Origin of the sequence: Massilia solisilvae, assembly GCF_024753215.1 — a bacterium.
GTDB lineage: Bacteria > Pseudomonadota > Gammaproteobacteria > Burkholderiales > Burkholderiaceae_D > Telluria > Telluria solisilvae.
Genome location: NZ_JANUGV010000001.1, coordinates 1,683,942 through 1,705,523 on the forward strand (window position 1 = coordinate 1,683,942; position 21,582 = coordinate 1,705,523).

23 protein-coding genes are annotated in these 21,582 nt (G+C 67.2%); 14 read left to right on the top strand and 9 right to left on the bottom strand.

Annotated features, from left to right (window positions below; all coding sequences use genetic code 11):
- The 5 genes from NX773_RS07590 to NX773_RS07610 form a co-directional block, all read right to left on the bottom strand.
- Nucleotides 1-2,334: a hybrid sensor histidine kinase/response regulator gene (locus tag NX773_RS07590; RefSeq protein ID WP_258855698.1), complete on the bottom strand. Its 2,334-nt coding sequence runs from the start codon at nucleotides 2,332-2,334 to the stop codon at nucleotides 1-3.
- 153 nt (nucleotides 2,335-2,487) lie between these two features.
- Nucleotides 2,488-2,733, bottom strand: a complete 246-nt coding sequence (locus tag NX773_RS07595) for a hypothetical protein (RefSeq protein ID WP_258855699.1) — start codon at nucleotides 2,731-2,733, stop codon at nucleotides 2,488-2,490.
- 64 nt (nucleotides 2,734-2,797) lie between these two features.
- Nucleotides 2,798-3,064 carry a DUF5985 family protein gene (locus NX773_RS07600; protein WP_258855700.1) on the bottom strand — a complete coding sequence of 89 codons (267 nt, stop codon included), beginning with the start codon at nucleotides 3,062-3,064 and terminating at the stop codon, nucleotides 2,798-2,800.
- 3 nt (nucleotides 3,065-3,067) lie between these two features.
- Nucleotides 3,068-3,325: a DUF5985 family protein gene (locus NX773_RS07605; RefSeq protein WP_258820169.1), complete on the bottom strand. Its 258-nt coding sequence runs from the start codon at nucleotides 3,323-3,325 to the stop codon at nucleotides 3,068-3,070.
- Nucleotide 3,326: 1 nt separating this feature from the next.
- A complete protein-coding gene (locus NX773_RS07610) occupies nucleotides 3,327-3,719 on the bottom strand; it encodes a hypothetical protein (RefSeq protein ID WP_258855701.1) in 393 nt (130 codons plus the stop codon).
- 205 nt (nucleotides 3,720-3,924) lie between these two features.
- Between NX773_RS07610 and NX773_RS07615 the strand changes: the two genes are divergently transcribed.
- Both NX773_RS07615 and NX773_RS07620 read left to right on the top strand, forming a co-directional pair.
- On the top strand, nucleotides 3,925-4,701 hold the full coding sequence (locus NX773_RS07615) for a DNA/RNA non-specific endonuclease (RefSeq protein ID WP_258855702.1): 777 nt from the start codon (nucleotides 3,925-3,927) through the stop codon (nucleotides 4,699-4,701).
- A 12-nt stretch (nucleotides 4,702-4,713) separates the two neighbouring features.
- Nucleotides 4,714-4,974 carry a hypothetical protein gene (locus NX773_RS07620; RefSeq protein WP_258855703.1) on the top strand — a complete coding sequence of 87 codons (261 nt, stop codon included), beginning with the start codon at nucleotides 4,714-4,716 and terminating at the stop codon, nucleotides 4,972-4,974.
- 146 nt (nucleotides 4,975-5,120) lie between these two features.
- Here the strand turns inward: NX773_RS07620 and NX773_RS07625 are convergent, their stop codons facing one another.
- Nucleotides 5,121-6,923: a PHA/PHB synthase family protein gene (locus NX773_RS07625; protein WP_258855704.1), complete on the bottom strand. Its 1,803-nt coding sequence runs from the start codon at nucleotides 6,921-6,923 to the stop codon at nucleotides 5,121-5,123.
- A gap of 146 nt (nucleotides 6,924-7,069) precedes the next feature.
- Here NX773_RS07625 and NX773_RS07630 point away from each other — a divergent pair, with 146 nt between their 5' ends.
- Nucleotides 7,070-7,498, top strand: a complete 429-nt coding sequence (locus NX773_RS07630) for a DUF2382 domain-containing protein (protein ID WP_258855705.1) — start codon at nucleotides 7,070-7,072, stop codon at nucleotides 7,496-7,498.
- A gap of 15 nt (nucleotides 7,499-7,513) precedes the next feature.
- Nucleotides 7,514-9,112 carry a YsnF/AvaK domain-containing protein gene (locus NX773_RS07635; protein WP_258855706.1) on the top strand — a complete coding sequence of 533 codons (1,599 nt, stop codon included), beginning with the start codon at nucleotides 7,514-7,516 and terminating at the stop codon, nucleotides 9,110-9,112.
- Between the two features lie 102 nt (nucleotides 9,113-9,214).
- On the opposite strand, the gene NX773_RS07640 is transcribed toward NX773_RS07635, so the two are convergent.
- On the bottom strand, nucleotides 9,215-10,192 hold the full coding sequence (locus NX773_RS07640; RefSeq protein WP_258820162.1) for a sensor domain-containing diguanylate cyclase: 978 nt from the start codon (nucleotides 10,190-10,192) through the stop codon (nucleotides 9,215-9,217).
- 132 nt (nucleotides 10,193-10,324) lie between these two features.
- Complete coding sequence (locus NX773_RS07645; RefSeq protein WP_258855707.1) at nucleotides 10,325-11,248, bottom strand: sensor histidine kinase; 924 nt, start codon at nucleotides 11,246-11,248, stop codon at nucleotides 10,325-10,327.
- 187 nt (nucleotides 11,249-11,435) lie between these two features.
- Here NX773_RS07645 and queE point away from each other — a divergent pair, with 187 nt between their 5' ends.
- The 6 genes from queE (at nucleotide 11,436) to NX773_RS07675 (ending at nucleotide 16,251) form a co-directional block, all read left to right on the top strand.
- Nucleotides 11,436-12,071: a 7-carboxy-7-deazaguanine synthase gene (queE, locus tag NX773_RS07650; RefSeq protein WP_258855708.1), complete on the top strand. Its 636-nt coding sequence runs from the start codon at nucleotides 11,436-11,438 to the stop codon at nucleotides 12,069-12,071.
- Between the two features lie 3 nt (nucleotides 12,072-12,074).
- Nucleotides 12,075-12,521, top strand: coding sequence for a 6-carboxytetrahydropterin synthase QueD (gene queD / locus NX773_RS07655; protein WP_258855709.1), 447 nt, complete (start codon nucleotides 12,075-12,077; stop codon nucleotides 12,519-12,521).
- The gene (tadA, locus tag NX773_RS07660) at nucleotides 12,514-12,987 is read left to right on the top strand and encodes a tRNA adenosine(34) deaminase TadA (RefSeq protein WP_258855710.1); all 474 of its coding nucleotides are present in this window, start codon (nucleotides 12,514-12,516) and stop codon (nucleotides 12,985-12,987) included. Before queD ends, tadA begins: the two co-directional genes overlap by 8 nt.
- Before the next feature lie 153 nt (nucleotides 12,988-13,140).
- A complete protein-coding gene (locus tag NX773_RS07665; RefSeq protein ID WP_258855711.1) occupies nucleotides 13,141-14,067 on the top strand; it encodes an alpha/beta fold hydrolase in 927 nt (308 codons plus the stop codon).
- Complete coding sequence (gene ldcA / locus NX773_RS07670) at nucleotides 14,064-14,981, top strand: muramoyltetrapeptide carboxypeptidase (RefSeq protein WP_258855712.1); 918 nt, start codon at nucleotides 14,064-14,066, stop codon at nucleotides 14,979-14,981. Before NX773_RS07665 ends, ldcA begins: the two co-directional genes overlap by 4 nt.
- Nucleotides 14,974-16,251 (top strand): NAD(P)/FAD-dependent oxidoreductase, encoded by a 1,278-nt coding sequence (locus tag NX773_RS07675; RefSeq protein ID WP_258855713.1) that lies wholly within the window; start codon nucleotides 14,974-14,976, stop codon nucleotides 16,249-16,251. Before ldcA ends, NX773_RS07675 begins: the two co-directional genes overlap by 8 nt.
- Here NX773_RS07675 and NX773_RS07680 read toward each other — a convergent pair.
- Nucleotides 16,248-16,469 carry a hypothetical protein gene (locus tag NX773_RS07680; RefSeq protein WP_258855714.1) on the bottom strand — a complete coding sequence of 74 codons (222 nt, stop codon included), beginning with the start codon at nucleotides 16,467-16,469 and terminating at the stop codon, nucleotides 16,248-16,250. The genes NX773_RS07675 and NX773_RS07680 overlap by 4 nt on opposite strands.
- A gap of 82 nt (nucleotides 16,470-16,551) precedes the next feature.
- On the opposite strand from NX773_RS07680, the gene NX773_RS07685 reads away from it, so the two are divergent.
- From NX773_RS07685 to nadC, 4 genes are all read left to right on the top strand, one after another.
- On the top strand, nucleotides 16,552-17,757 hold the full coding sequence (locus NX773_RS07685) for an MFS transporter (RefSeq protein ID WP_258855715.1): 1,206 nt from the start codon (nucleotides 16,552-16,554) through the stop codon (nucleotides 17,755-17,757).
- Nucleotides 17,758-17,795: 38 nt separating this feature from the next.
- A complete protein-coding gene (locus tag NX773_RS07690; protein WP_258855716.1) occupies nucleotides 17,796-19,397 on the top strand; it encodes an ABC-F family ATPase in 1,602 nt (533 codons plus the stop codon).
- Between the two features lie 147 nt (nucleotides 19,398-19,544).
- Complete coding sequence (gene nadA / locus NX773_RS07695) at nucleotides 19,545-20,678, top strand: quinolinate synthase NadA (RefSeq protein ID WP_258855717.1); 1,134 nt, start codon at nucleotides 19,545-19,547, stop codon at nucleotides 20,676-20,678.
- On the top strand, nucleotides 20,675-21,541 hold the full coding sequence (gene nadC, locus NX773_RS07700; RefSeq protein WP_258855718.1) for a carboxylating nicotinate-nucleotide diphosphorylase: 867 nt from the start codon (nucleotides 20,675-20,677) through the stop codon (nucleotides 21,539-21,541). The genes nadA and nadC overlap by 4 nt, the downstream gene beginning before the upstream one ends.
- Nucleotides 21,542-21,582: the final 41 nt, after the last annotated feature.

Sequence of the window (21,582 nt, forward strand, 5' to 3'; positions counted from 1 at the left end):
TCAGGCCGCGGTGGCGGCCACTTTGGCGAGCACCTGCTCGATCGCCTCGATGGTGGCCGGCTTGGTCAGGTGCTCGTCAAAGCCCGCGCTGGCGCTGCGCGAGCGATCGAGTTCGCCGCCCCAGCCGGTGAGCGCCACCAGCATCACGTTGTCGAAGTTGTGGTCGCGCCGGATCGCACTGGCCACTTCATAGCCGGACATGCCCGGCATGCCGATGTCCAGGAACACCACCTGCGGGCGGAAGCTGTGCATCATGCGCAGCGCCTGCGCTCCATCGTTCGCGACAGGCGCCGCGTGCCCCATGACGTCGAGCAGGGCGGCCAGGGTTTCGGCGGCGTCGCGGTTGTCGTCCACCACCAGCACCCGCAGCGCGGATGCGGCGTGCTGTGCGGCGTTCGGGACGACGGCGGACGACAGAGCGGGCGCGCCGTGCGGCGCAAGCGGCAGCCGCACGGTGAACACGCTGCCGGCGCCGGGCCCCTTGCTCGAGGCGACCACCGTGCCGCCATGGAGCTCGACGAAGCTGCGCACCAGCGACAAGCCGATGCCCAGCCCGCCGTGGGGGCGGAAGTCCTCGGCGCCGACCTGGGTGAACATCTTGAAGACGTCGGCCAGCGCCACCTTCGGGATGCCGACGCCGTTGTCCGCCACCGTAATCACAGCCTCGGCGCCGTCGCGCCTGGCCGACAGCGCAATGCGCCCGCCGCGCGGGGTGTACTTGGCGGCGTTGTTGAGCAGGTTGCTGACAACTTGGGTGATGCGCGTGGGATCGGCGTACAGCGGCACCGGTTCGGCGGGCAGGGCCAGTTCGAGCTGGTGGCGCGAGGCTTCCACCAGCGGCATGCTGGCATCCACCGCGCCCTGCAACACCTGCCCGAGGTCGATCCACTCGCGCTTGAGCTCGACCTGCCCGCGGGTGATGCGCGCCACGTCCAGCAGGTCGTCCACCAGGTGCACCAGGTGGTCGAGCTGGCGATCCATGATGGCCTGCACGCGCGCCATGACGGCCGCGTCGCTGCCGGCGCGGCGCATCAGCTGCAGGCCGCTCCTGATCGGCGCCAGCGGGTTGCGCAGCTCGTGCGCGAGCGTGGCCAGGAACTCGGTCTTGAGGCGGTCGGACTCGGCCAGGTCGGCCGCCAGCCGGCGGAGCTCTTCCTCGGCATGGCGCCGCTCGGTGATGTCGTTGAACAGGATCGCGACCCGGCGCAGGCCTGGGGCGCCGATGCGGGTGGCGTACACGTCGTACCAGCGCCCAAGCGCGCGCGCTTCGTGGGTAAAGCGCACAGGCTCGCCGGTGAGCGCGACGCGCCCGTAGATGTCGAACCAGTGCTGCTCATGCGCCGGCGCCAGCGTGCGGATGGTCTTGCCGACCGCGTCGTGCAAACCGGTGTGGGCCACGAAGGCCGGGTTGACCTCGAGGAAGCGGTAGTCGCAGGGCAGTTGCTGCGCGTCGAACAGCACTTCGATCACGCACACGCCTTCGTCGAGCGATTCGAACAGGGTGCGGTAGCGCTCCTCGCTGGCCGCCAGCTGCTGTTCGGCCTGGATCTGGCGAGTCGCGTCGATGATCACGCCGCGCAGGCGCAGCGCGCGCGCGTGGCGGTCCAGCTCGACCCGGCCGCGCGCGATCACCCAGCGCCAGCCGCCCGGTGCGCGCAGGCGGAAGGTGGCGTCGTAGGTGGCGCCGTCGCGTATCGCCTGGTCGAGCTGGGCGCGGGTGGCGGCCACGTCGTCGGGATGGATCGCCGCGAACCAGCGCGCCAGCGGCGCGCCGTCCAGTTCGGCCGCGGGCACGGCGAACAGGGCGCCCATGCGCGCGTCGGCATGCACGTAATCGGCCTGCACGTCCCAGGTCCAGGTTGCGACCTCGGCCGCCTCGATGGTCGCCTCCAGCCGCGCGCTCGTTTCGAGCAGGGCCGCCTCGGCATGCCGCCGTTCGGTGGCGGTGGCGAAGGCGTCGAGGTAGAAGCGGGCCTTGGCCTTGAGGATGGCGGGCGAGATCGGTTCGGTAACCACGGCGATGGCGCCCGCTTCGTACAGCGGTTCGAGCGGGAACGCCGGTTCCGGCGGCACGCCGAGCACCACCACCGGGGTCTGGCTCGACCGGGGCGTGGCGCGGAAGGTGCGGATGGCGTGCAGCAGCTTGTCGGTGTTGCCGGAGTAGCCGGCCAGGATCAGCGCGAATTCGTTGTTGCGCAGATGGGCGAGCGCGGATTCGGCCGAGTCGGCGCGCACCAGCATTTGCCCCAGCTCGCGCGACACGGTTTCGATCACCGGATCGGAGACCGGACGGTCGCAGACGAACAGGATATGGCCTTGGTCGGGACGGTTCACGGGCGGCCGCTGCCTTTCCGGCGGCGCGCCCACGCAAGGCCCGCCGTCGGCAGGGCAAGGAGGCGGACGGCAGGGGGCGGGCATGGAATGTTCATGTTCAGCTCCACACAATAGGAGCGCCGCGCAGCCTTGTCAACGTCCGCGCCGGCGCGCTCAGCGGGTGACCGGCGGCACTTCGTCGTCTGGCCGGGCGGCGCCCGGAACGCGCGGGGCGGGGTGCCCGGGCGCCTGCCCGATGTGCCGCGCCGCGTCGGACTGCTGGTCGAGGTTGACTTCTTCGGCCACGTCGAAACGGCCGTCGCTGTCGTCCTTTCCAGGGGGCAGCAGGTTCTCCGAGCGGTTCGGCTGGGCCGAGCCGCCGCCTGCGTCGCCCCGGTCATGCTGGTCGGTGCTTGCCATGCTGTCCTCCATACGCGGGTGGTGGGCGGGATTATCGCGCGATGAAGGTTTGGCAAGGCGCACGCTAGCGCGCCTTCGCGCGCGGCAGGTTCTTTTCGAGGATTGCCCACAAGATCAGTCCATAGGCCAGCAAGCGGATCAGGTAGTGCAGCGGCGAGTCCTCGCCGCCGTCGTCGTGCAGCGCCGAGTACACCCGGTGCAGCCCTTCGATGAAGAAGGACAGCGCGAAATACAAAAAGAAGCGGTCGCTGGTGTTGCGCCAGAAGCGCAGGAAGAACAGGGCAATGACCAGCGAGGCCATCGCGATCGCGCCGGTGAGCAGGTCGGTCATGACTCATTCCTTCTCATAGATCAGGCCGTACAGCAGGAGCAGCAGCGCGAGCAGGGCCGAGCCCAGCCGCCCGAACAGGAAATCGATGTCCGGGAACACCACCTTGTCCAGCAGCAGCAACAGATTGTTCAGGGTCATCACCGCAAAGCAGGAGCCGCTCCAGAACAGCAGGCGGTGGCCGGTGCGGCGGTAACTGCCGAACAGCAGCCAGCAGCAGGCCAGCGAGGTCAGGGTGCACAGGATGTAGATGGTTTCCGCCACGTCAGGAGTCCTTTCGCCATCTGAAAGCGTCGGCAAATTGCTGCGCCTTGCGGTCGAGTGAGGAGTGAATCAGATTGGTGACTTCGACGAGATGTCGTGCGTACAGCTCGGCCAGCGTGTCGATGCGCGCCTGCAGCGCCGGCGAGGCCGGCTGGTAGCGGTAGCAGCCGGTGGCGGCCGGCTCGCACTGTCCGGCCATGCCGGCCGTGCACAGCGCCTCGAGCAGCCCGTGCGCGACCCGTTCCGAGATGTACAGGCGGCGCGCCAGTGTGTCGGCATGCCACTGCTGGCGGGGATCTGCCCGCAGCAGCAGCAATGCTTCGAGGAAGGGGACTGACGGAATGCTGGTAAGCACGAAGCGCCGCAGGTCCTCCGAGAAAGTGGCTCTGTCCATCGCCCGAAGTTCCGGTATGGAAATATCAAAAGAATCGGATTCTAGAGCATCAAGGAAAGCTCTGCCTTTTCAATCGTGCGCGCGCCGGTTGCGGATCGCGTGCCGGGCAATTGTATCTTAAACGTAAATTGTGTGACAGAAAATATTTCCGTGAAGTCACATTGCCCGGTTGTAAAATTCTGCGGTCGCACGATTCCAGAGAAATATGCTGTCTCCCAAACTGATGCTTGCCGCCGCGCTGCTGTCCTCCTTGGCCGGCGCTGCCGTGGCCGGCGATTGCCCGTCCCACTACGTGGGCGGGCGCCTGCCCGAAATCCACAACCAGAAGCTGGCCAATGGCGCCCGCGAACTGTGCTACGGCGAGTTCGGGGTGATGCATTCGGGCGTGACGCGCACGCCGCTGTGGTCGGCCGAACATCTGCGCGCCGAAAACGTGCTGGCCGCCCAGGGCTTGACGCGCGAAAACAGCTTCCATGCCGAACCGCGGCTGCCGCCGGCGCAGCGCGCCGAACTGTCGGACTACGCGCGCAGCGGCTTCGACCGCGGCCACATGGCGCCCAACGGCGACATGCCGGACCGCGACAGCCAGCACGAGAGCTTTACGCTGGCCAACATGGTGCCGCAGGATGGCGACAACAACCGGCACGTCTGGGCCGGCATCGAGGGCGCGGTGCGCAAGATGGCGAAGAAGGAGGGATCGCTGTACGTCATCACGGGGCCGGCATTCCTGGGTGGCCAGCTGCGCAAGGTCGGCAACGTGATCGTGCCAAGCCACTTGTACAAGGTGGTGTACAGTCCCCGCCAGCAGGCCGGCGCGGCATGGTTTGTCGCCAACGAGGCCGGCGCGCAACCGCAGGTGCTGTCGATCCCGGAGCTGGAGCGCATGGTGGGCATCGACCTGTTGCCTTCGCTCAGCGCGCAGCAGAAGGAGCGTTTGCTGCGCCTGCCCAAGGTGCGCCAGGGCGAGCGGCGCCGGCTGTAACAAGGAGAGGTAATGGCAAGCAAGAAGAATTCTTTTGTGCCGTTTGCAAACGAAGCGGACGTGCTGCAGGTGGGCGGGCTGACCGCCGAAAACCGGCTCGACCGGATCACGCTGTCCGGCGACATCGACCTGACGGCCGACCAGGCCGGCCTGGCCGCCGCCCGGGTGCTGCACGAGCTGCTTGGCAAGGTGGTCGCGGCGCTGGAGGGACGCGATCTGCCCGTGCGCTTGCCGCCGCCGGACGTCAAGCGCGTGGACAACCCGTTCGCGTAGGGCGGGCAGGTTTCCTGCCCACGCGTTCAGGGGGCCCAGGCAATTTGCACGGGCGGACGTATTGCGCAGGCGGACGTTCTGCGCAGGCGCGGACTGAACGCGTGGGCGGGAGACCCGCCCACCCTACAGTGACAATCAGGGCGGCGCTAGCGCTCCAGCACGTAAGTGCCCGGCGCCGCCGCCAGCGACGGACCGACCTGGCGCGCCGGCACCCGTGCGCCCCGCGTGTGGCGGCCCAGCCAGGCGGTCCAGGCCGGCCACCACGAGCCGTCGTGCAGGCGCGCCGCGGCCAGCCAGGCATCGGCGTCGATGTAGCAGTCGCCCCGATGGCGATCGAGGCTGTAGTAGTGGCGCCCCTGGTGGCCCGGCTCGCTGACGATGCCGGCGTTGTGCCCGCCACTGGTGAGTACGAACGAGACGTCGCAGCCGGACAGCAGGTGGATCCGGTGGACTGAACGCCAGGGCGAAACGTGGTCGGTGATGGTTGCCACCGCGAAGACCGGCAGTTCGATGTCGGTGAGCGCGATCGGCTTGCCGCCAACCCGGTAGCGGCCGGCGAACAGGTCGTTGTGCAGGAACAGGTGGCGCAGGTAGTCGCTGTGCATGCGGTAGGGCATGCGCGTGGTGTCGGTGTTCCATGCCATCAGGTCGTTCATGGGCGGGCGCCGCCCCAGCAGGTATTGCTCCACCGCGATCGACCACACCAGGTCGTTGGTGCGCAGCAGCCGGAATGCCCCCGCCATTTGCCGGTTGTCCAGGTAGCCCTGTTCCCACATCAGGTCTTCCAGCCAGGTGACCTGGCTTTCGTCGATGAAGAGCTGCAATTCGCCGGCCTCGGAGAAATCGGTCTGCGCCGCCAGCAGGGTCATGCTGCCCAGGATCTTGCGATCGGCACAGGCCAGCGCCGCCGCCGCCATCGACAGCAGTGTGCCGCCCAGACAGTAGCCCGCGGCGTTGATCGGCTGCCCGGGCACCAGGGCGCGCACGACGTCGATGGCGGCCAGCACCCCGTCTTCGAGGTAGTCGTTCAGGTTCAGCTCGCGGTTCTCGGCAGTGGGGTTGTGCCACGAGATGATGAACACCGTGTGCCCCTGCTCGACGAGGTAGCGCACCAGCGAGTTGTGCGGCGACAGGTCGAGGATGTAGTACTTCATGATCCACGCCGGCACGATCAGCACCGGCTCGGCGTAGACGGTGGGGGTGGCGGGCTTGTACTGGATGAGCTCGATCAGGCCGTTGCGGTACACCACTTCGCCGGGAGTGACGGCGACCTCGTGGCCTGGCCGGAATTTTTCGGCGCCGGCGGGCGGCTTGCCGCTCAATGCGCGGTGGATGTCATCCACCAGGTAGCCCGCCCCGCGCACGAAATTGAGCCCGTGCTCGGCGATGGTGGTGGCCATCACCTCCGGGTTGGTGGCCACGAAATTCAGCGGCGACACCATGTCGAGCAGCTGGCGTGCGGCGAACGCGACCACCTGCTCGTGGTGGCGGGTAACGCCGTCCACGCCGGTGGTGGCGTTGTACCACCACTGCTGGTTCAGCAGGAAGGCTTGCTGCAGCAGGTTGTACGGCCACTGCTGCCACAGCTCGTTGACGAAGCGGCGGTCTTGCGGCAGCGGCTTGATGCAGGGCGGCACCTGCATGCCGAGCGAGCTGCGGACCGCGTAGTCCCACCACCGGATGTCCTTGTGCCAGGCCTTTTCGGCCAGGCGCTGCCATTTGGCGGGCGCCTGCGCGAGGTGCAGCAGCCAGTCGAACGCGGCCAGCGCCAGGCTGGTGGGCGAAATCCCGTGCGTGGCGTGCCCGATCAGGGCATGCAGCAACCGGTCCGCGTCGCTTGGCGGCTCCGGCACGCTGGTGTGCATGGCGACCATGTCCTGGTGGCGCTGGGCGCCGCCAATTTGCGGCGGCGGCCACGGGATGCCGGGGATCGGTGGTGGCGTTTCCATGTGTTCTCCCAACCCGCGCAAAGCGCGAGGGCTCCAGCATCGCGCGCAGCGCTGGCGCAAACTTGATCGGTCTCAATGGTGCGCGGCACAAGGCGGCTTTGGGGTAATCTCGGTCGGTCTCGCGCAACCACTTCGGAGCCCGTTCGATGGCAGACAGCCCGCAGCAGCAAGCCGAAAGCGATGCGCTCAAGGTTCCCGTGATCGAGGAACAGCTCGCACTGGACACGCGCACGGTCGATACCGGCCGCGGCGTGCGCATCCACAAGACCGTGGCCGAACATCCGGTGGCCATCGACGAAGGCCTCATTCACGATGAGGTGGACGTGCGCCGGGTACCGGTCGACCGCGTAGTCGGGGCCGGCGAGGCTCCCGCTGTGCGGTACGAAGGCGACACGCTGGTCGTGCCGGTGCTCGAAGAAGTGCTGGTGGTCGAGCGGCGCGTGCGCATCAAGGAAGAGCTTCACATCACGCGCAACCGGCGCCAGGAGCGCCACCAGGAAACCGTCATGGTCAGGTCGGAGCAGGTCAGCATCGAACGCTTCGACGAAGCGGCAGCGCCACCCCCACCCCGCTAACCCAAGGAGGAAATCATGCAACATACACTCATCGCCGTGTTCGACAACCGCGCCGACGCCGACCGCGCCCAGGACGACCTGCTGATGGCCGGCTTCAAGCGCGACTGCATCAAGATCTCCAACAGCGACCCCACCGGGATCACCGACAGCGTTTCCGGTACCACCACCACGGCGGCCAGCACCGGGACTCAGCATGAAGGGTTGGGCGCGAGCATCAAGCACTTTTTCGCCGATATCTTCGGCACCGACAACAGCGAGCACGCACAACGCTACTCCGACGCGGTCAGCCGCGGCCACCACGTGCTGACCGTCACCGCCGACGACGAGCCGGAAGTGGAACGCGCCGCCGACATCGTCGAGCGCCACGGCCCGGTGGACATCGACGAGAAGGCGGCCGAGTGGGCGGGCGGCGCCGCCATCGGCCATCCCGAGTCGCTGCGCATGAGCGGGGCCGGCGGCATGCAGCAGTCGAGCGCCACCTCGCTGCAGTCCGAGGGCGATCGCAACCTGTTCGCGCAGCAGTCGCTGAACGAGGACGTGCCGATGGGTCAGACCTACCAGGAGCCGATGTCGCGCAGCGGCGAGTCGCTGCAGGGTTCGACGCTCGGCGGCTCGCAGCAGTCCGAGGGCATGCAGCTGGACAGTACGCGGGGCGGCGCGCTCCGGCCCGAAGCCGGTGTCCTGGGTGCCGAGCAGCGCGACACCGGCTTGTCCGGCTCGCTGCAGCGGGACACGTCGAGCCAGGCCATCCCGGTGGTCGAAGAACGCCTGAAGGTGGGCAAGCGCGAAGTGCAGCGCGGCGGCGTGCGCGTGTTCTCGCGCGTGGTCGAGCGGCCGGTGAACGAGAGCATCGGGCTGCGCGAGGAGCACGTGAACGTCGAGCGCCACCGTGTGGACCAGCCGCTGTCGCCGGGCGACACCAGCGCGTTCAAGGAGCAGACCATCGAGCTGCGCGAGACCGCCGAGGAACCGGTGGTCGAGAAGAGCGCGCGCGTGGTCGAGGAGGTGGTGGTCGGCAAGCAGGTCTCGCAGCGCGAGCAGGAGATCCGCGACACGGTGCGCCACACCGAGGTGCAGGTGGAGAACCTGGGCGCGGGCGGGCGCGCGTCGATGCTGAGCGATGACGACTATTTCCGGCGTCACTGGACCAGCAACTACGGCACCAGCGGCGGCAGCTACGACGATTACGCGCCGGCCTACAGCTTTGGCTCCGAAATGGCGCGCGATACCAAGTACCGCGGCCGCAAGTGGGATGAGGTCGAATCGGACCTGAAGAGCAGCTGGGAGTCGCGCCACCCGGGCCAGTCGACGTGGGAGCGCTTCAAGGCCTCGGTGCGCGAGGGCTGGGACCGGATCACCAACGACGAGGCCAGCCGTTCGCACTGGAACAGCAACTATGCCACCAGCGGCGGCAGCTACGACGACTACGCGCCGGCCTATGACTACGGCTATGAAATGGCGCGCAGCGACAAGTACCGGGGCCGCAAGTGGGATGAGGTCGAGTCCGACCTGCGCACGGATTGGGACAGCCGCTATCCGGGCGAATCCGGCGCATCGAGCTGGGAGCGCTTCAAGATGGCCGTGCGTAACGGCTGGGATCGCCTGACGTCCTGAGCGCCAGCACAGCGTCGTCCCGGCGCATGCCGGGACCCATGCTGAGTTCGCGTTGCCAGCCAGCTCGGCATGGCCCCCGGCTTTCGCGAGGCGACGCGTCTTTCAGGCGGGCTCCGAAATCGGCAAGCTGATCCGGTTGCGCCCCATGTGCTTGGCCCGGTACAGGGCCGCGTCGGCGATGGCCACCAGCTGGCTGGCGTCGTTTTCCGGCGATGCGATCGCCGTGGCCGCACCGATCGACACGGTCACGTGCTGGGTCGGCGCCAGCCGGTTTGGAACCTGCAGCTTCTCGACACGGCAGCGGATGCGCTCGGCCACGATGGCGGCGCCCTTGAGCGACTGGTTGGGCAGGATCACCGCGAATTCCTCGCCGCCGTAGCGCGCCACCAGGTCGTTGGCGCGCATCTCGCTTGCCACTGCGGTGGCGATGCGCTTGAGGCACTCGTCGCCACCCAGGTGCCCGTTGGCGTCGTTGTAGGCCTTGAAGTTGTCGACGTCGACCATCAGCAGCGACAGCGGCTGGTGCTGGCGCAGCGCGCGCGCCCACTCGGCATGCAGGGTGTCGTCAAAGCAGCGGCGGTTGGCCAGTCCCGTCAGGCCGTCACGCGTGGCCAGCTGTTCCAGTGCGATCTGCGCCATCTTTTCGTCGGTCAGGTCGCGCAGCGTTTCCACCACCGCCGACAGCCTTCCGTGCTGGTCGTAGATCGGGCTGGCGTCCGCGGCCAGGTAGCGGCGCCGGCCCATGCGCGGCATGTCGCACCAGCTTTCGGCCGACAGGTTGGCGCCAAGCGGCTGCACCTTGGCCTGGCGCGGATAGATCTGGCGAATTTCCTCGGTCCGATTCTGGATCACCAGGTCGGCCAGCGTGGGACGCGGTTCTTCGTAAAAGGTGCGCCAGTGGTTGTCGGTGCCGACGATCTCGTCGGACGGGACCCCGGTCAGGCGCTCGCAAGCGCGGTTCCAGATCATGACCCGCGAGTTGGTGTCAAGCACGAACACCGGGATCGCCAGCATTTCCATCAGCTGGTTGGCGAACGCGCGGTCGTGCGGTTGGGCGGAGGACTCTATCAGGCGGGACATTGTTGTTGTGCTGGTCATGAGCCATCCTCGTTGTCTGTCCGTTGAGCAATCAATTGACTGCTGACAAGTCGGATTTTGCTACCCGGAAGTGTTGAGATTCTTGATCCCGAGCAAGGAAGGAACCGGTCGCGTTCAGCGCACCACGGTTTCATGCGCGAGGGGTAGCGACAGCGCCAGCAGGGTGCCGGCGTCGGGCGCGCTCTCGACCAGCAGGTCGCCGCCGACCGCGCTGATGCGCTCGCGCATGCCGGCCAGGCCGCAGCCGTAATGCACCGGGTCGGTCGGCATGCCCACGCCGTTGTCCTGGATGCGCAGGCACACGCAGCCTTCCTCGCAGGCCACGCGCACCCAGACCTTGGACGCATGCGAGTGGCGCGCCACGTTGGTCAACGACTCCTGCAACACGCGGTACAGCACCACGTCCAGCGCCGGCTCGCGCTGGGCCAGCTCGAGCGCATGCTCGTCGGCGATGAACTCGTGGGTGATGCCGGACAGGCGGCTGAACTCGCGCACCTGGCGCTGCATGGCGCCGCACAAGCCTTCGCCGAGCGCGAGCGGCCGCAGGTCGTTGAGCACCGCGCGCAGCGAGCGCAGCGCGTGGTCGAGCGTCCCGGCTAATGTGCCGAGCTTGTCGTGGATGGCCGGGTGCAGGCCCTTGGTGGAAACCTGCAGCAGCGACACGTCGATGCGCAGCGCGAGCAGCGTCTGGCCGAGGTCGTCGTGGATGTCGCGCGCGATGCGGCCGCGTTCGGTGTCGCGCTCGCGGCCCTGTTGCTGGACCAGCCGCGCCAGCACGGCGTGCGTTTCCGACAGCGCCGCTTCGGTGTCGGCGCGTTGCTGCTGCTCGGCATACAGCTTCGAGCGCAGGCGTTCGACCTCTTCTTCGATCCGGAAGCTGCGGCGCAGCAGCAGGCAGCACGCGCTCGCCAACGCCACCACCCACAGCAGGCAGGCGCCAGCCGCGCTCGGGACCTCCCAGGTGCTGGCCTGGGCATCACTCCACGCCAGGCAGAGCAGGGCGGGGAGACAGACAGTTCGATGGGACAGGTTGGCCATGGCATACCTTCCGACGTTGATCAGAACTTTCTGTTGACCAACATAGCGTGCCGGCGCCGGGCGAATATTGTTCGTAATCAATCGGTTGCCGAGTATTATTCCTAGTCACTGTCGGCGGATGTGCCGGCGGGAGCTCGATGCGCAGGACGTTCCCGCGCTATAATGGAGGGTTCTCGAAAGGCTCAGCGTGACTTACAGCATCAAAGAAATCTTCTACACCTTGCAGGGCGAAGGGGCGCATGCCGGCCGGTCGGCCGTGTTCTGCCGCTTCTCCGGCTGCAACTTGTGGAGCGGGCGCGAAAGCGACCGTGCCAGCGCCATTTGCACGTTTTGCGACACCGACTTCGTCGGCACCGACGGCGAGCGCGGCGGCAAGTTTCGCGACGCGCCAGCGCTGGCGGCGGAAATCGACAGCCTGTGGCCGTCCAGCTACCCGGCCAGCAAGTACGTCGTGTTCACCGGCGGCGAGCCGCTGCTGCAGCTGGACACGGCCCTGCTCGAAGCCATGCACGCGCAAGGCTTCACGGTCGCGATCGAGACCAACGGCACCTTGCCGGTGCCGGCGGGCGTCGATTGGGTGTGCGTGAGCCCGAAGATGGGCTCGAAGCTGGTGGTGGAGAAGGGCAACGAAATCAAGGTCGTGATCCCGCAGGCCGGACAGGACCTGGCCGCCTACGAAAGGCTCGAATTCGACAACTTCTACGTCCAGCCGATGGACGGGCCGCTGGCCGAGTTCAACACGCGCCTGGCGATCGAGACCTGCCGCCGCAACCCGAAATGGAAGCTCAGCCTCCAGACCCACAAACTGCTACAGATTCCCTAAGCCATGCTGACGATTACCCGCAAGCTCGAGTTCGATGCCGGGCACCGCATCCCCGACCACAAGAGCCAGTGCCGCAACCTGCATGGCCACCGCTACACGCTGGAGATTACGCTCACCGGCGCGGTCATCAATGCCGAAGGAAATTCCGACAACGGCATGATCATGGACTTTTCCGACATCAAGGCGCTGGCCAAGCAGCACCTGGTGGACGTGTGGGACCATGCCTTCCTCGTGTACGAAAAGGACGACAAGGTGCGCGAGTTCCTCGCCAGCCTGCCGGACCACAAGACGGTTGTGATCGACCGCATCCCGACCGTCGAGAACCTGGCGCAGGTCGCCTTCAATATTCTCAAGGGCGCCTACACCGACCGCTACGGCACCGGCCTGCGCCTGAAGAAGCTGGTGCTGCACGAAACCCCCAACTGCTGGGCCGAGATCGGCGATGCCTGATTCGCGCTTCATGCAGCTGGCGCTGGACCAGGCGCGCCTGGCGTGGGCCGTGGGCGAGGTGCCGGTGGGCGCGGTCGTCGTGCGCGACGGCGAGGTGATCGCGACCGGCTACAACCAGCCGATCGGCCGGCACGACCCGACCGCGCATGCCGAGATCGTCGCGCTGCGCGCGGCTGCCGAGAAGCTCGGCAATTACCGGCTGCCCGGTTGCGAGCTGTACGTGACGCTGGAGCCGTGCGTGATGTGCTCCGGTGCGATGATGCACGCGCGCCTGGCGCGTGTGGTGTATGCCGCGGTCGACCCCAAGACCGGCGCATGCGGCTCGGTCGTGGACCTGTTCAAGCAAGAGCAGCTCAACCACCATACCGAGGTGGTTGGCGGCGTGCTGGCCGACGAGGCCAGCGCCATGCTCAAGGGCTTCTTCGCGGAGCGCCGCGCCAACGCCCGCCGTCCCGTCGCCGAGTAGCGCGCCGCACGCGGCGCGAGCGCCGCCGATTTGTCGAAAATGCTATGCTGGTTTCACATCGCCTTCGGGCGAAGGAGACCACGTTTTGCATTCGCGTTCACACGTTCGGCGTGCGCGGCCCTGGCGGGCTGGCGGGGCGCCGTTCCAGCTGCCATGCCTACCCTGACCGCCAACGGCATCCGCCTCGCATTCGACACCACCGGCGACCCCAAGGCCGTGCCGCTGCTGCTCATCCACGGCATCGGCATGCAGCTCACCGCGTGGCCTGAAGAATACGTCGACGGCCTGGCCGAGCTGGGCTTCTACGTGATCCGTTTCGACAACCGCGACTGCGGCCTGTCCACCAAGTTCGAGCAGGCCGGTACGCCCAACCTCATGCTGTCCTGGCTCAAGACCAAAATCGGTTGGCCGATCTCGCTGGCGTACACCATCGACGACATGGCCGAGGATGCGGTCGGCGTGCTGTCCGCGCTGGGCGTGGCGCGCGCGCACGTGGTCGGGGTGTCGATGGGCGGCGTGATCGGCCAGCTGCTGGCTGCGCGCCACCCCGGGCGGGTACTGTCGCTCACCTCCATCATGTCCAGCAGCGGCCGGCGCGGTTTGCCGGAACCGTCGCGCGAGGTGCGCAAGGTGGTGCAGCAGGCGCTGGCCAAGCCGCCGGATTTCGACACCGCGGTCGAACAGTCGATCGCAGTGCTGCGCAAGATCGGCAGCCCGGCTTACCCGACCACCGAAAAGCAGCTGCGCCGGCGCGTGGCGCGCCAGCTGCGTCGCAACTGCTGCCCAGGCGGCGCCGCGCGCCAGTGGCTGGCCGTGACCGCGGCTGGCGAGCGCCGCGACCTGCTGGCGCAGGTGAAGTCGCCCACGCTGGTGATCCATGGCGCGGCCGACCCCCTGCTGGCACTGGCGCACGGCATCGACACCGCGCAGCTGATTCCCGGCGCGCGCCTGGAGATCATCGAGGGCATGGGTCACGACCTGCCGGCGCAGCTGGCCGAGCGCATCCTTGCCTTGATTGACGAACATGCCCACGGTAAGATGGCACCGGACTCAACACCGCGGCTATTCGTCAAACAGTGATCACCAAACAAATCGGCATCGCCATTGCCGGCACCGGCGGGGCTGCGCCCGACTACGCCGCGGTCGAGCGTGGCGTGGAGCGCCTGCGCGCGCAGGGCATCCTCGTTCACAACTACGCCTCGCAGGAGCAGGTGCACCAGCGCTTCGCCGGCACCGATGGCGAGCGCCTGGCCCAGCTGCACGGCGCGGTGGCCGACCCCGACGTGCAGGTCGTCATGGCGCTGCGCGGGCAATACGGCATGACGCGGCTGCTGCCGCATATCGATTACAAGGCGATTGCCGCCAGCGGCAAGATCATCGTCGGCTACTCCGACGTGACGGCGCTGCATATGGCGCTGATGGCGAAGACCGGCGCGCAAAGCTATGCGGGGCCGATGTTCTGCGGTGACTTTGAGGTCGACGCGTGGGAACCGTACACGCAGGAGCAGTTCTGGCAGTGCCTGGCCGGGCCAACGCACAGCGTTCGCGGCGGGGCTGGCGGCAACCCGCAGGTGGCGGTCGAGGGCCGGATCTGGGGCGGCAACCTGGCCATGTTCGTGTCCTTGCTGGGCACCGAATACTTCCCGCGCATCGACGGCGGCATCCTGTTTTTCGAGGACATCGCCGAACACCCGTACCGGGTCGAGCGCATGCTGCTGCAGCTGGACCAGGCCGGCGTGATCGCGCGCCAGCAGGCCGTGGTGCTGGGCGACTTTTCCGCCTACCGCCTGGGCCCCGCCGACAACGGCTACGACTTCGACGCAATGCTGGCCTATATGCGCCAGACGCTGCCGGTGCCGGTGCTGACCGGCCTGCCGTTCGGGCACATCCCGCGCCGCGCCACGATCCCGTTTGGCGCAATGGCGCAGCTGGTGTCCGACCCCGATGGTTTTACCCTGACGCTGTCGGATTATCCGACGGTGCGCCATGCCTAGCGGGCTGGCCCCGCTCGACTACTACAGGGCGACCTGTTCGCCCGACTCTTACCCCATGCTGGACGGCGCACGCGAGTGCGCCGTTTGCATTATCGGCGCCGGTTTTGCGGGCCTGGGGACGGCATGCTCGCTGCATGAGCGCGGCATGGCCGACCTCGTCGTGCTGGAGGCGCAGCACGTCGGCTTTGGCGCATCCGGCCGCAACGGCGGGTTTGTGTTCGGCGGCTTTTCGCTGGACGAGCGCGCGCTGCAGTCCCAGGCCGGGGCTGCCGAAGCGCAGGCGCTGTACGGCATGAGCGTGGCGGCGGTCGAGACGATCCGTGGCCGCATCCGCCGCCACGGCATTGCCTGCGACGCGCGCGAGGCCGGCGCGATCCTGGCGAACTGGTTCGACGACGACCGGCTGCTGGACGCGCGCCAGCGCTTCATGGCCGAGCACATGGGCGTGCAATGGCAGCGCATCTCGCGCGCAGACCTGGGCGAGCTGTTGCAGACCACGCGTTATCACGGCGGCCTGTTCGAGCCGGCCGCATTCCACTTTCACCCGCTCAAATACGCGCAAGGACTGGCCCGGGTGCTGTCCGGCCATGGGATCGCTATCCATGAGCACAGCCGCGTGGCGCGCATCGAGCGCGACGGCGCCCGTTGGCGCATCACGACCACGCGCGGGCAGGTGAGGGCGCGCGAAGTGGTGATGTGCTGCGGCGGCTACCTGGGGCGCCTGCATCGCAAGCTGTCGTCTGCTGCGCTGCCGATCGCGACCTACGTGATGACCACCGAACCCCTGGGTGCCCGGCTCGCAGAGGCGATCCGCACGCAGGCCGCCGTGTACGACACGCGCTTTGCGTTCGACTATTACCGCGCGCTGCCGGACACCCGGCTGTTGTGGGGCGGGCGCATCGCGGTGCGCGACCGCGACGCCGCATCCGTCGCGCGGCTGCTGTACGGCGACATGCTGAAGGTGTATCCGCAGCTGGCCGGCGTGCGCGTCGAGCACGCATGGAGCGGCTTGATGAGCTACGCAAGACACAAGATGCCGCAGGTCGGGCGCCTGCCGGACGGGATGTGGTACGCGATGGGCTTTGGCGGTCACGGTGTCGGCCCGACCACGCTGGCGGGCGAGCTGCTGGCCAGCGCGCTCTTGGGCGACCTGGAGGGGATGGCGCGCTTTGAACAATGGGGCTTGCCGTTCGCCGGCGGACCCGCCGGAAAACTGGCGGCGCAGCTCGTGTATTGGTACCATTCGCTGCGCGACCTGATGCGCTCCTAGCCGAACAAGTGCTTGAGCGCGTACGGGGCGAGCTGGGTGAACAGCCCAAGGCCGATGATCCACATGACCAGGCTGTTCCGCGATTCCAGCACGTCCGCCCGGGTTGCGTAGTTTGACTCGATCACGGCCAAGCGCTGATTGGTCAGGTCAGCCCTTTTGGCCAGGTCCGCGATCTGGCTGCTCAGATTGAAGAACTGCTCGCGTTCGAACGAATCCACGTTGAGCTCCTTTCGTTTGAGGGGACTACGAACAGTTTACGCTCCTGTGAACAGGGGCGCTTGATAAGGACGCAGGCAGTACATGGAACTTAACACCCGCAGTGAACTGGCAGCCTCGCGCATGCCGCGCGCGATCTGGATACTCGGCTGCGTGAGCATGCTGATGGACGTGTCGTCCGAGATGATCCAGAGCCTGCTCCCACTGTTCATGGTTGGCGCGCTCGGCGCCAGCGTCCTCACCGTGGGCGTGATCGAAGGGATGGCCGAGGCGACTGCCCTGATCGTCAAGGTGTTCTCCGGTGTGCTGAGCGACTACCTTGGCAAGCGCAAGCGGCTGGCGGTGATCGGCTATGCGCTGGGCGCGTTCACCAAGCCGGTGTTCGCGATTGCGCCCACGGCCGGCGTGGTGCTCGCGGCGCGCCTGGTGGACCGTGTCGGCAAGGGCATCCGCGGCGCGCCGCGCGATGCGCTGATTGCGGACGTGACGCCGGCGGACCTGCGCGGCTCCGCGTTCGGGCTGCGCCAGGCGCTCGATACGGTCGGCGCCTTTGCCGGCCCGCTGCTGGGCGCCGGGCTCATGCTGGTGTGGGCCAACGATTACCGCGCCGTGTTCTGGCTCGCGATCGTGCCCGGATTGCTGTCGGTGGCGTTGCTGGCGTTCGGCGTGCGCGAGCCGGACGGCGCGGTCGAGGGGCCGCGCTCCAACCCGATCGCACGCGCCAACCTGGCGCGCATGCCGCGCGCGTACTGGTCGGTGGTGGCGATCGCGGCGGTCTTCACGCTCGCACGCTTTTCGCAGGCGTTCCTGGTGCTGCGCGCACAGCAGGTCGGCATCGCGGTTGCGCTGGTGCCGCTGGTGATGGTGGCGATGAACGTGGTGTACGCCGGCAGCGCCTATCCATTCGGCTGGCTGGCCGACCGGGTGCACCACGCCAAGCTGCTCAAGGGCGGACTGGTGGTGCTGGTTGCCTCCGACCTGGTGCTGGCACATGCTGCCGGATGGGGCTCGGTGCTGGCGGGCGTGGTGCTGTGGGGCGTCCACATGGGCATGACCCAGGGGCTGTTCGCCGCGATGGTGGCGGGCGCAGCGCCGGCTGACCTGCGCGGCACCGCGTTCGGCATCTTCAACCTGGTGAGCGGCATCGCCGTGCTCGCGGCCAGCGTCGTGGCGGGCCTGCTGTGGACGCGACTGGGGCCGGCCTTCACGTTCTACGCCGGCGCGGCGTTCGCGGTGGCGGCGCTGGCGGCATTGGCCGCGCGTCGGCCTGCGCCAGCAATGGTAGAATAGCCGGTTATCCGAATACTTCCGCTTTCAAGGGTTTTACCGTGCTCAGTACAGCGAACATCACGATGCAGTTCGGCGCCAAGCCGCTGTTCGAGAACATTTCCGTCAAATTTGGCGAAGGCAACCGTTACGGCCTGATCGGCGCGAACGGCTGCGGCAAATCGACCTTCATGAAGATCCTCGGCGGCGACCTCGAACCGTCGGCCGGCACCGTCATGCTCGACCCGAACGAGCGCCTGGGCAAGCTGCGCCAGGACCAGTTCGCGTACGAAGAGACGCGCGTGCTGGACGTGGTCATGATGGGCCACACCGAGCTGTGGAACGCGATCAGCGAACGCGACGCGATCTATGCCAACCCTGACGCGACCGACGACGACTACATGCGCGCGGCCGAGCTGGAAGGCAAGGTCGCCGAGTACGACGGCTACTCGGCCGAGGCGCGCGCGGGCGAGCTGCTGCTGGGCGTGGGCATCGCCTCGGACCTGCACCAGGGCCCGATGAGCGCGGTGGCGCCGGGCTGGAAGCTGCGCGTGCTTCTGGCACAGGCGCTGTTCTCCGATCCGGACATCCTGCTGCTGGACGAACCGACCAACAACCTGGACATCGACACGATCCGCTGGCTCGAGAACGTGCTCAACGAGCGCAACTCGACCATGATCATCATCTCGCACGACCGCCACTTCCTGAACCAGGTGTGCACCCACGTCGCGGACATGGACTACGGCACGCTGAAGGTCTATCCGGGCAACTACGACGACTACATGGAGGCGTCGACGCAGGCGCGCAACCAGCAGCTGGCGAACAACGCCAAGGCCAAGGAGAAGGTGGCCGAGCTGCAGGACTTCGTGCGCCGCTTCTCGGCCAACAAGTCCAAGGCGCGCCAGGCCACGTCGCGCCTGAAGCAGATCGACAAGATCAAGATCGAGGAATTCAAGCCGTCCTCGCGCGCCTATCCGTTCGTGCGTTTCGAGGGCGAGAAGAAGCTGCACCGCCTGGCGGTGGAGACCGAGGGCCTGTCCAAAGCCTACGACCACCAGATTTTCAAGAACTTCTCGATCATGGTCGAGGCGGGCGAGCGCATCGCGATCATTGGTGCCAACGGCGCCGGCAAGACGACGCTGCTGCGCTGCATCGGCAGCGGCGACATCACCGGCCTGTCGGCAGACAGCGGCACCGTGAAGTGGGCCGAGAACGCCAACGTGGGCTACATGCCGCAGGACCCGACCGAGGAATTCGCGCAGGACGTGAACCTGACCGACTGGATGGGCCAGTGGACGCAGGAAGGCGACGATGACCAGGCGGTGCGCTCGATCCTGGGGCGCCTGCTGTTTGGCGGCGACGAGGTGAAGAAGTCGGTGCGCGTGCTGTCCGGTGGCGAAAAGGGCCGCATGATGTATGGTAAGCTGATGCTGGGCCGGCACAACGTGCTGCTGCTCGACGAGCCGACCAACCACATGGACATGGAGTCGATCGAGTCGCTCAACATCGCGCTTGATAAGTACGCCGGCACCCTCATCTTCGTGTCGCACGACCGCGAGTTCGTGTCGTCGCTGGCTACCCGCATCCTGGAGGTGAAGGACGGGCAGGTGATCGACTTCCGCGGCAATTACGAAGACTACCTGGCGAGCCAGGGCATCGACTAAACCAATCGCCGCTTTCGCACGTCGTCCCGCGAAGGGGGGACCCATAGGCCGCGTGCCTTCAGGCTCAGCATGGGTTCCCGCCTTCGCGGGAACGACGGGTTGATTGAGCTGGCATTGTCAACTGTCGCAATGTGAGATCATATTGCCATGAACACCCAACCCATCAAAACCTTCGAATACGACCGTCCCGCCGCCGGTGCCGCCTGCACCGCCGAGGCTTGGGCGCGCGTGCCCGCGGCAGCCACCGCCGAGGAACGCGCCGCGCTGAAAGACCGCATCCGCCGCCTGCTCAAGGAGCGCGAGGCGGTGCTGGTCGCGCACTATTACGTGGACGCCGACCTGCAGGACCTGGCCGAGGAAACCGGCGGCTGCGTCTCCGACTCGCTCGAAATGGCGCGCTTTGGCCGCGACCACCCGGCCAAAACCCTGGTGGTGGCCGGCGTACGCTTCATGGGCGAGACCGCGAAGATCCTCAGCCCCGAGAAAACCATCCTCATGCCCGACCTGGACGCGACCTGTTCGCTCGACCTGGGCTGCCCGGCCGACGAGTTCGCGGCGTTCTGCGACCAGCACCCGGATCGCACCGTGGTCGTGTACGCCAACACCAGCGCTGCCGTCAAGGCGCGCGCGGACTGGATGGTGACCTCGTCGATCGGCCTGGACATCGTCAAGTACCTGCACGAGCAGGGCAAGAAGATCCTGTGGGCGCCTGACCGCCACCTGGGTGCTTACATCCAGAAGCAGACCGGCGCCGACATGCTGCTGTGGCAGGGCTCATGCCTGGTGCACGACGAATTCAAGGGCATCGAGCTCGACCTGCTGCGTGCCGAGCACCCGGACGCGAAGGTGCTGGTGCACCCCGAGTCGCCGGCTTCTGTCGTGGCGCAGGCGGACGTGGTGGGCTCGACCACCCAGCTGATCAACGCCGCGCAAACCATGGATGCGACCACGTTCATCGTGGCCACCGACAACGGCATCCTGCACAAGATGCGCATGGCCGCGCCGGGCAAGCACTTCATCGAAGCGCCGACCGCGGGCAACAGCGCCACTTGCAAGAGCTGCGCGCACTGCCCGTGGATGGCCATGAACGGCCTGCAGAACCTGGTCGAGGTGCTCGAAAGCGGCAAGAACGAAATCCACGTCGATCCTGAAATCGGCCGCCAGGCCAAGCGCGCGATCGACCGCATGCTCGATTTCGCGGCGGCCAAGAAAGCCAAGGCGCTGCCGACCGGCGCGCTGGAACAGGAATGCAAACTTTTTTCGGGGATCGGTCCGGCATGAGCAACCTGAAGAATCCGCATGACCAGTTCAGCGACAAGCTGCAGTCGGCGTTCGAGCAGAACATCCTGGCCGCGCTGCTGGAAGACGTGGGCACGGGCGATGTCACCGGCCGGCTGGTGCCGGGCGACACGCGCGTGCAGGCGCGCGTGATCGTGCGCGAGCAGGCCGTGCTTTGCGGCGCCCCGTGGTTCGAAGGGCTGATGCTCGCGGTCGACCAGGACATCGAGATCGACTGGAAGTATGCCGAGGGCGACCTGATGGCGGCCGACAGCGTGGTGTGCACGATCGAGGGTTCGCCGCGTTCGCTGCTGACTGCGGAGCGTGGCGCGCTTAATTTCATGCAGTTGCTGTCGGGCGTGGCCAGCGCCACGCGCCGGTACGTCGATGCGATCGCCGGCACCAAGGCAAAGATCCTCGACACGCGCAAGACGCTGCCGGGACTGCGCCAGGCGCAGAAGTATGCGGTGCGCGTGGGCGGCGGCGAGAACCAGCGCATGGCGCTGTACGACGGCATCCTGATCAAGGAAAACCACATCGCCGCGGCGGGCGGCATCACGAATGCGCTGCTGGCGGCGGCCGCACTCAACGCGGGCGTGCCGGTGCAGATCGAGGTCGAGAGCCTGGATGAGCTGCGCGAGGCGCTGGCGGCGGGCGCAAGCTCGGTTTTGCTGGATAACTTCGACCTGGCGATGATGCGCGAGGCGGTTGCAGTCAACGCCGGCAGGGCGCTGCTGGAAGCATCCGGCGGCATCAACATGGACACGGTGCGGGCGATTGCCGAGACGGGCGTGGACCGCATTTCGATCGGCAGCCTGACCAAGGATGTGCGCGCGACGGATTACTCGTTGCGCGTGATTGGCTGAGTCGTTACGATCCACTGTAGCACGTCATCCCGGCGGCGCCG